The 8673-nt window shown below is 38.7% G+C and carries 9 protein-coding genes; 1 reads left to right on the forward strand and 8 read right to left on the reverse strand.

From position 1 onward, the window contains the following. Window positions 1-104 precede the first annotated feature (104 nt). Both E4661_RS18435 and E4661_RS18440 read right to left on the reverse strand, forming a co-directional pair. Window positions 105-245, reverse strand: a complete 141-nt coding sequence (locus E4661_RS18435) for a cupin domain-containing protein (RefSeq protein ID WP_136468940.1) — start codon at window positions 243-245, stop codon at window positions 105-107. Then, window positions 242-1033 carry an HAD family hydrolase gene (locus tag E4661_RS18440; protein ID WP_136468941.1) on the reverse strand — a complete coding sequence of 264 codons (792 nt, stop codon included), beginning with the start codon at window positions 1031-1033 and terminating at the stop codon, window positions 242-244. The genes E4661_RS18435 and E4661_RS18440 overlap by 4 nt, the downstream gene beginning before the upstream one ends. A 72-nt stretch (window positions 1034-1105) precedes the next feature. On the opposite strand from E4661_RS18440, the gene E4661_RS18445 reads away from it, so the two are divergent. Then, complete coding sequence (locus tag E4661_RS18445) at window positions 1106-1528, forward strand: secondary thiamine-phosphate synthase enzyme YjbQ (protein ID WP_136468942.1); 423 nt, start codon at window positions 1106-1108, stop codon at window positions 1526-1528. Window positions 1529-1530: 2 nt separating this feature from the next. Here the strand turns inward: E4661_RS18445 and E4661_RS18450 are convergent, their stop codons facing one another. The 6 genes from E4661_RS18450 to thrS form a co-directional block, all read right to left on the reverse strand. After that, window positions 1531-2187 carry an SGNH/GDSL hydrolase family protein gene (locus E4661_RS18450; protein ID WP_136468943.1) on the reverse strand — a complete coding sequence of 219 codons (657 nt, stop codon included), beginning with the start codon at window positions 2185-2187 and terminating at the stop codon, window positions 1531-1533. Between the two features lie 81 nt (window positions 2188-2268). After that, window positions 2269-4680 carry a DUF5723 family protein gene (locus E4661_RS19520; protein ID WP_240751549.1) on the reverse strand — a complete coding sequence of 804 codons (2412 nt, stop codon included), beginning with the start codon at window positions 4678-4680 and terminating at the stop codon, window positions 2269-2271. 259 nt (window positions 4681-4939) lie between these two features. Next, window positions 4940-5284: a 50S ribosomal protein L20 gene (rplT, locus tag E4661_RS18460; RefSeq protein ID WP_073181708.1), complete on the reverse strand. Its 345-nt coding sequence runs from the start codon at window positions 5282-5284 to the stop codon at window positions 4940-4942. 91 nt (window positions 5285-5375) lie between these two features. Then, window positions 5376-5573, reverse strand: a complete 198-nt coding sequence (gene rpmI, locus E4661_RS18465; RefSeq protein WP_073181711.1) for a 50S ribosomal protein L35 — start codon at window positions 5571-5573, stop codon at window positions 5376-5378. A gap of 49 nt (window positions 5574-5622) precedes the next feature. Beyond that, window positions 5623-6177, reverse strand: coding sequence for a translation initiation factor IF-3 (gene infC, locus E4661_RS18470; protein ID WP_136468944.1), 555 nt, complete (start codon window positions 6175-6177; stop codon window positions 5623-5625). A gap of 30 nt (window positions 6178-6207) precedes the next feature. Beyond that, complete coding sequence (thrS, locus tag E4661_RS18475) at window positions 6208-8148, reverse strand: threonine--tRNA ligase (RefSeq protein ID WP_136468945.1); 1941 nt, start codon at window positions 8146-8148, stop codon at window positions 6208-6210. Window positions 8149-8673 lie beyond the last annotated feature (525 nt).

Here is an 8673-nt window from a genome sequence, read left to right on the forward strand (position 1 = left end):
GAGTTCACCCCGTTCCCTTTTATCAAAAACCAAAGTTATCCACAAAAAAGGAAGTTGTTAGTCTCCCCCGGACCCCCTCTTTTCAACATCACCAACATGGTTTATTATATGGAATCTAATCTAAGGGCTTTGGGCAAAGCTTCTTTTTCTATTTTTCCGGTACTTCGATAGGTTTCTTTAAAAAATCCACCTTCAGGATGTGGCGCAAGGTCAAATTCCTCAATCAAAAAATCTACCTCGCTCATATCAGCTTTTCCAAAACGCGTTCCACTCCAAAATCATTGTTGTTGGAGGTGCCAAATTTGGCTACCTTCTTTACATTGGGATGCGCATTTTCCATGGCAAAACTATAGTTGGACAGCTCTAACATTTCCAAATCGTTGTTATAATCCCCAAACACCATTACTTCATCGGTGGAAAGCCCATAGTGTTGCATTAACTTTTCCAAGGCATAACCTTTATGGGCATTTTTATGGGAGACATCCACCCAATTGGAGCCAGAAACCTTTACTTTTAATGGGCCTTCCAAATGTTTGACCGCCGGATAAATATACTTTTCTGAATTCTCGAAATGATAAATGGCAACTTTTAGGACCTGATCATCCACTTTGGTTTGATCTTCTACAGCTTCGAATTCTGTGTAATATTCTGAGAGCAACTTCAAAAAATCTTGGGAACTACCATTGGCATATGCCTTATTGTTACAGCACAATACAGGATGAACATTGGGAACGTCCGATAGTGCAGAAAGTACTTGGTTGACATTAGATCGCTCAATTGCCGTTGTAAGCAAAACTTGCTCCTTTTGCTTGGCGAAAGCCCCATTTTCGGCAACAAAAATCACATCATCTTTGATGGTCTTCAACTTATCCACCATGCTGTGGTATTGCCTGCCACTAGCTGCAACAAATTGTATGTTTTTTTTCTTTAGCGCTTCAAAAATTTCAAAGAAACGGTCACTTACTTGATGGTCGGAATTTAAAAGTGTCCCATCCATATCGGAAACCACCATTTTTATTTGCGAAAAGTCCATTGTTCAATTTAAAACCGCAAAGGTATGGCTTGGTAGTCAAATGAAGTAAAGTTTGTATTAATTTCACCGATTATGAAATGTTATCAGCACGAAATACGGTTAAAACCCTATAACAGGGGGTTTCATCTCATCACGGATACTGTTATCAATGCCATTCCTGAAATTTCAAAAATAGAAGTCGGGATATTGCATGTCTTTATAAAGCACACTTCGGCAGCACTAACCATTAATGAAAATGCGGACCCAACAGTTCGGGTCGATTTTGAAAGTCATTTTAACCAAATGGTGCCGGAAAATGCGCCCTATTATATTCACACCTATGAAGGTCCGGATGATATGCCCGCACATATAAAAGCTTCCTTATTGGGGAGTTCTGTCCAAATTCCAATTACAAATGGAAAATTAAACCTTGGTATTTGGCAGGGAATCTATTTGTGTGAACATCGGAATCATGCCTCGGGAAGAAAATTGGTACTTACGTTATTTGGGAATTGAGGTTATTTGTAAAGCTTCTTGCTTATCTTCTTAGCCCACAATCTATACATCTTTTTGGAAGGATGTAGACTGTCGGATGCAATTAGAGAAGGGTTGAGAAGGGCATTTTGGGATATTTTAGTGATATCAATAAATAATATGTCCCGTTTTTCTGTTTCGTTCTTTATGTGGAAATTATACCTGCTTAGCTCCTTGACAATTTTCTTTTTGTCATTAAAACGGGCAAAAGGTGTTACGCTCCAATCAGGAATGGAAAGCACAAAAACATGCTTTGTATTGCCTTTGGCCAAGGCGATACTTTGGTTTAGAAGTATTTGAAATTCCTTTTTGAAAATTTCAAAATCCAAATTTTGATATTGATTGTTCACGCCTATTAAAAGACTCACTAATTCATAGTTTGGAGTTGGTTTTTCAGTTTGAATCGCATCCAATAAGTTTGTAGTGGTCCAGCCTGCTTTGGCAATGATTTTTGGAGTCTCTATGTCAATTTTCTTCTTTCTTAATTGATACATGAGTTGAAAGGGCCAGCTATTCATTTTTGATTCACCAGTTCCAATGGTGTAACTGTCACCCAATGCTAGAAACGAAATACTATCCTTTTGTCCACGGGAGGAAACTAGGCTAAAAAAGACAAGTAAAAAGGTTAAAAGTGATTTCATCTTTGTAAAACTACAATGCCTTAAAATACAAAATCCCAACCATTTTTGGTTGGGATTTTAAATTCGATTATTTGGATTTACCTATTTGATCAAATTGATTTCTACCCTTCTATTTTGTTTTCTTCCATGTTTGTACATATTGGTGGCAATAGGCTTTTTCTCTCCGTATCCAATGGCAGAAAGCCTTTGGGCATCAATTCCTTTTTCAATCAAAAACTGAAGAACGGACTTCGCTCTTTTTTCGGATAGCGTTTGGTTATGGGGTGCACTTCCAATACTGTCGGTATGCCCCTCAATTACAAATTTTGCATTGGGGTATTCTTTTAGAATTTTAATGATTTCTGCCATGACCTTGGCTGATTCGACTTTGATACTGGCTCTTCCTGAGTCAAATAAAATAGTCTTCGCAAAGGAATTCAACTCTTTTTGAACGGTTTCGGTCACTTCGGGGCAGCCCTTGTTCGCTATTGTTCCTGCAACATCGGGACATTCGTCTTCGGTATCGATAATGTTGTCCCCATCCGTATCAGGGCAGCCGTTATGGGCGACTTCGCCAGCTATATTGGGACATTGATCCTCTGCATCTGGCACACCATCATTATCGGCGTCAGGCCAAGGACAACCTCCATTTTCTATAGGTCCGGGAATGTCCACACAATCATCATCTTTATCTGGGACCGTATCTCCATCAGTATCAGGCCAAGGACAGCCATTATTCTCTTCTGGACCTGGGGTGTCCTCACATTCATCATCTTTGTCTATTACACCATCGTTATCGCTGTCGGGCCAAGGGCAACCATCATTTTCTTTTGGGCCTGGAGTATCTGGGCATTGATCTCTTCTATCTTTTACACCATCTCCATCTTTATCCCTACTTCTTGATTTAAGTCCTGGAATTTTTAAACCGGCAAATACATCACCTGCTTCAATATTTCCTATTAAGACATTGGAGAGTGCTGAACCACTGCCTACATACAATGGACCCAACCGGAATCCAAGTCCCCACAATAATCCGTTACCCTGTACAAGGCGAATTGGGGAGAACAAACTGAAAACCCTGCTTTCATAGCGAGGTGTTACACGTAGCTCGTTGGCAATTGCATTTCTACCGGTTTTAGAACGTGAAGTCAGTGAAATATTAGTGGCCATGTTCAGATAGAGATTTTTGTTGAACGACCAATCTGCATCAAGGCGCAAAAGTGTTGGTAAGACTGTTTTTATTTCTGAATCCTGGGTTGTCAATGAAACAACATTAAAATCAGTAAGTATGTCATCTAAATTCTCAAAATTTTCTAGATCATCAAGCAAAGTACTTAACTCATCTTCATTGTTTTGCAAGATTAACTCTGCTTCAGCAAGGTTGTTGGCATTCTGCAATTGCGTAACAAGATCTTCAAATGAAGTACCGGAGGTAGCGTTGTTGATCAGGTCGGCATATTGGTTGTCATTTAAAACTGTTTGGATATCATTGAAATCGTTGGCAGCGTTTAAATCACCAACAAATTCCAAGGTGGTCGCATTAATATCCAGACCATTTAATGTTCCTTCGGTATATTTGATACTTCCGATATCCGAAATCGACACGCCAACCCTTAACTTATATTTGTTTTTTGTGCGATCTAAGACTTTGTTTCCTTTTTTGTCCGTGATATAGTAATCCTGATAATCGGGTCGCCATTCATATACTGCTCCGATATCTAAACCTAAAGAACGCGGTTTTTCAAGTTCGTCAAATTTAAACTCGTCTTCCAGTTCTCCGTAAGAAAGCCCATAGTTCAGGTTTCCATCCAACGTAATGTTTCCATCTGCTAAGTTATCCAGTATATCATCTCCGTTGGCAATATAATTGGCGGTAAGGTTTTGTGTTTGTGCATATCCACTTCCAAGTCCTACCAAATACTTTAGGGTCACCCCACCTTTATAGAAATGCTCATTGTTATTTTTAAAGATGCGAGCATAGGTAAGTCCAACCTCACCCCAGGCATGTCCGGCGATGTTCGTGTTTAGGTTATTTAATGCAAAATTATCAGTATCGATGTCGAAGTCATCAGTAAATTGGTTAATCTCTGAACCATTGATGCCGGAGACATTAAAAATAGCTCTTGCTCTAGTGTAAAGGGCAATAGCACTTTTCTCGTTCAGGTTTATCATTAGGGATGGGCCTAAAACATCTGTATAGCTGTAGGCAAAATTGTCATTTGTAAAGCTTTCGGACAAAGAGTCCGGGAATTCAAAATTATCATCTGTGAGAACAGATAGCGATTCCGAAGCGTAGGCATCATTGCTGAAAATAGTGCTTACTCCAATTAAATTCAAATCGAAGTTATATGGAGTATCTACGATATTAGCTGGGTTGTTTATGACCCGATTTACACCGCTATAGTTATCCGAAAGAAACCCAATGTAAGATTGGGCATTAAGATTAAAACAGGCAAATGCAAAAATGACAATTATAAAAAATTGCTTGGGTAAAATGAGGTTGGATATGGCCATGTGTTTTTCGTTTAAGGTTGATTGGCTGTCCCTTGTAACGAAAAAAAACAGGCATAAGTATTCTTTTGTAGGAATTTTACACTTGAAGTTTGTTTTGTAGTAAATAAACTCAATGATAGCCCAGAACCAGAATTGTCTTAAAAAGGGTGGCTTTCGGCTTGACCTTAAAATTTGGACGCAAGTTTTGGATAAACAAACAAAAATCCCGCTCAACACTGAGCGGGATTTTTAATAAGCGGGGTAAGTTTATATTAAATCTTTATTTTACTCTTTCAACGATGGCTTTAAAAGCATCTGGATGGTTCATCGCCAAATCGGCCAAAACTTTTCTGTTAAGCTCGATTCCATTTGATTTTACCTTGCCCATAAATTGAGAGTAAGACATTCCATGCATTCTTGCACCTGCATTAATACGGGTAATCCAAAGTGCACGGAAATTCCGTTTTTTATTTCTTCTATCGCGGTAAGCATAAAGCATTGCTTTTTCTACCGCATTTTTGGCTACTGTCCAAACGTTTTTACGTCTTCCAAAGTAACCCTTGGCTTGCTTCATCACCTTTTTCCTTCTGGCTCTAGAAGCAACTGAATTTACTGATCTTGGCATAATGTTTCATTTTTTTGTAGCAGGCGGTCTATTTTTGACACTTCTATAAGCCTGACTCCATGGTTAATAATTAATGTACCTGATTGAACAATTATTTTAAACGTAATTGTTCTTTAATGCTGTTGACATCTGACTCATGTACTAGAGTAGAGTGTGTCAACTTAAGCTTACGCTTTTTAGACTTTTTGGTCAAGATATGACTCTTAAAAGCGTGCTTTCTTTTGATTTTACCAGAACCGGTAAGCTTGAATCGCTTTTTGGCACTGGATTTTGTTTTCATTTTAGGCATTTTCTCCTATTTATAATTATAACTGAAAAAATCAGCTTCCCGCTTTAATTTATTTTTTGGTCTTTGGCGCAATGAACATGGTCATTCGCTTTCCTTCCAATTTAGGCATTTGTTCCACCTTGCCTAATTCTTCGAGTTCTTGGGCCAATCTGAGTAATAATATTTCGCCTTGGTCCTTATAAACTATAGATCTTCCTTTAAAGAAGACATAAGCTTTGAGTTTGGCACCATCTTTTAGAAATTTTTCAGCATGACGCTTCTTAAATTCATAATCGTGGTCATCCGTTTGCGGCCCAAAGCGTATTTCCTTTACAACCACCTTAGTGGCTTTGGCCTTTAGGGCCTTGTCTCGTTTCTTCTGCTCGTAAAGAAACTTTTTGTAATCAATAATTTTACAAACTGGTGGATTTGCTTTTGGCGAAATCTCCACCAAATCCAGTTCCAGTTCGTTTGCCTTGGCCATCGCCTTGGCAATGGGATACACTCCTATTTCTACATTATCCCCAACAAGTCTTACCTCTGGGGCTGTAATTTTATCATTGATATTATGAGGGTTTTTATTTTCCCTCCTAGGTTGGGGTCTAAATCTTCTTCGTATTGCTATGACGTATACTTTTTAATTAAACTAATTTTTTTAGAACGACTTTAAGGTACTATTTATTTCAGTAGATACCAAGTCAGAAAACTCACTTAAGCTGATACTTCCGAAATCCTCCCCTCCATGTCTTCTTACTGAAATCGTTTCCGCCTGCTCTTCCTGCTCTCCAACAATGAGCATAAATGGAATTTTCTTGAGCTCAGCTTCACGGATTTTCTTCCCTACCGTCTCATTCCTATTATCAATGAGCGCGCGAATTTCGTGATTTTCTAAAGAATTCAAAACTTTTTCCGCATATTTTTCATGTTTCTCGCTGACTGGCAGCACAATGGCCTGAGTGGGAATAAGCCACAATGGGAAATTTCCTCTTGTATGTTCAAGCAATATGGCAACAAATCGCTCTAAACTTCCAAATGGTGCGCGGTGTATCATTATTGGCCTGTGGAGCTCATTATCGCTGCCTTTGTATGTAAGGTCAAATCGTTCCGGAAGGTTGTAATCCACTTGAATGGTGCCGAGTTGCCACTGTCTTCCAAGGGCATCTTTTACCATAAAATCCAATTTTGGGCCATAAAAAGCGGCTTCTCCACTTTCAATTACAAAGTCAAGGCCTTTTTCCTCGGCTGCATTAATGATAGCTTGTTCCGCTTTTTCCCAGTTATCAGCATCTCCGATGTACTTTTCAGGTTTGTCTAAATCACGAACAGAAACTTGAGCTGTGAAATTCTCAAAGCCAAGAGAGTTCAATACATATAATGATAGGTCGATGACATTCTTGAACTCATCATTTAATTGATCCGGAGTACAGAAAATGTGGGCATCATCCTGGGTAAAACCTCTTACCCTTGTAAGACCGTGCAGTTCACCACTTTGCTCATATCGATATACGGTTCCGAACTCTGCATATCTCTTGGGTAGATCTTTATAGCTGAACGGACTGCTATTATATATTTCACAATGATGTGGGCAGTTCATGGGTTTTAACAAGAACTCTTCATCCTCTTTTGGAGTGTTGATAGGTTGAAAACTGTCTTCACCATATTTTGCATAATGGCCTGAAGTCACATATAGTTCCTTTTGTCCAATATGCGGTGTCACAACCATTTCGTAGCCGGCTTTTTTCTGTGCCTTTTTCAGAAATTGCTCCAGACGTTCTCTTAAAGCTGCTCCTTTAGGTAACCATAAAGGAAGCCCTTGTCCTACTTTTTGTGAAAATGTGAAGAGTTCCAGTTCTTTGCCGAGCTTTCTGTGGTCTCTTTTCTTGGCTTCTTCTAAAAGTTCAAGATATTCAGTAAGCTCCTTTTGCTTTGGAAAGGAAATGCCATAAACGCGGGTAAGTTGCTTATTGTTTTCATCTCCCCTCCAGTAAGCTCCGGCTACACTTAATATTTTAATGGCCTTGATGATACTTGTATTCGGAATGTGCCCTCCACGACACAGGTCGGTAAATGTGCTATGATCGCAAAAGGTGATGGTGCCGTCCTCCAAATTTTCAATAAGCTCTACCTTATATTCGTTATCTTGTTCTTTATAATAGGAAAGTGCTTCAGCTTTGGAAACACTTCTCATTTTATAATCATGCTTGCCTCTGGCGATTTCCAATGCCTTTTTTTCAATAGTTGGAAAATCTTTCTCTGAAATGGATTGTTCGCCAAAATCTACATCATAATAGAATCCATTTTCAATAGCAGGACCAATAGTCAATTTAATTCCCGGATACAATTCTTCGAGAGCTTGGGCGACCACGTGTGATGTGGAATGCCAAAACGCTTTTTTCCCTTCTTTGTCTTTCCAGGTATGTAGAACCAAGCTTCCATCCTGGGTCAACGGGGTGGAGCTTTCAACAGTTTCATCATTAAAGGTGGCTGATATAACGTTTCTTGCCAGTCCTTCGCTAATTTCTTTGGCAACCTCAATAGGAGTGATGCCATTTTGATGCTCCTTGATACTTCCGTCTGGTAATGTAATCTTGATCATTCCCTTTTAATATAAAAATAAGGAGGCAAAGATAATACCTTGCAATAAGGCACACAATATAGATGGGGTGGAAATATGTATAATGATGGAATGAGAAAAAATTTCATGAAATCTTCCATAATATAGGATAGATTGATGTAAATAGTTTTTAACAGGGATAAGGATAAAATATGTGAAAAGTAGATTCATTCCTTGTTTTGGTTTGATGTGGTTGATGGTTGCGGTACGTTTATGAATACCGCTGAGATAGAACTGCAGGATAAAGTCAAATAATAAATAGAAGAAAAAATAAAGTTTTTTTGTTTAGTCAAACCCTTGTAAAACAAGGCTTTTGAGGTGTATTGGTTTGGGTAGAAAAAAAATATTTAAAAAAAGTTTGGCAATAGTTTGGTCAATAGAAAATAACCTTTCTATATTTGCACCCGCTTAGCTGATAGGGCAGGGCGATAAGGAGAGGGTTAAAGGGTTGTTTTCGGCCCGTTTTTTTTCTCTTGAATTGAATAAGAAGTTCATTTGACATATTGT

It is taken from the genome of Flagellimonas onchidii (assembly GCF_004804315.1).
Lineage (GTDB): Bacteria > Bacteroidota > Bacteroidia > Flavobacteriales > Flavobacteriaceae > Flagellimonas > Flagellimonas onchidii.